The sequence below is a fragment of the Xanthomonas populi genome, from assembly GCF_002940065.1.
GTDB lineage: Bacteria > Pseudomonadota > Gammaproteobacteria > Xanthomonadales > Xanthomonadaceae > Xanthomonas > Xanthomonas populi.
The window spans coordinates 1-715 of sequence record NZ_MDEJ01000305.1 but is presented as its reverse complement, the minus strand read 5'-3'; the positions used below and the strand labels follow the sequence as shown (position 1 = coordinate 715).

At 56.4% G+C, this 715-nt stretch carries 1 protein-coding gene; it reads right to left on the bottom strand.

Features of this window, described 5'->3' with window-relative positions:
* Positions 1-311: 311 nt before the first annotated feature.
* On the bottom strand, positions 312-713 hold the full coding sequence (locus tag XpopCFBP1817_RS21005) for an avidin/streptavidin family protein (RefSeq protein WP_128418499.1): 402 nt from the start codon (positions 711-713) through the stop codon (positions 312-314).
* Between the last annotated feature and the right edge of the window lie 2 nt (positions 714-715).

The window sequence follows — 715 nt, the reverse complement described above, 5'->3', positions numbered from 1 at the left end:
AATATCCGCTAACTCACTGATGCAATGGATGAAATCCGATCTTGTGAGCTATTTTTACACGTATGTCGGCTGAACCCCTAACCCGTTCAATCGCAACATTGAGCATTTCCTTTGGTTGAAGAGCAGGGGGCACCGGCTATGCCCTCTGGAAGTGGCGGGAGCAATCCAAACTGGCGCTGGCCGGGTAGGCGAGCACTTTCATTTGGGAACGAAAGAATCGCTATTTGGCAACATGTGGTCCCACGAATACTGCGAGCTGTCACCAACCGCCCAGCCTCTGCGCTGGGCGTTTTGTTGGCGACAGCTCTCTGTCATTTGGGGACGAAAACATCGCTGTTGGTGAGCATGTGGTCCCACGAATACTGTGAACCGGTCCGCACCAAGTGCCAGACTGTGGTGATGGCCGGTACGCCGCCAGACGCATCACAGGTGCCGGTCCAGGCAGTCATGCTGCCGTAATTACGCCACTGCACCGAAAAAGTGATGGCGGGCAGTTTGCTCGATGCCGTCGACCCGGCAGCCGGGTTGGCAAACCAGCCGACTAGCGGATACACCCCACCAGTGGTGCCGGAAGGCGAGATGTACGTGCCCAAGAGCTGCCCGGAGGTCTGTACAGCGGTGATCGTGAGTGTGGAGCCCAGCTGGTTTTTCCATTCGCCTACCGGGTTGTTGCAGGTTGGTGCGGCCTGGGCGAGTTGCTGTTTTTTATACAAAT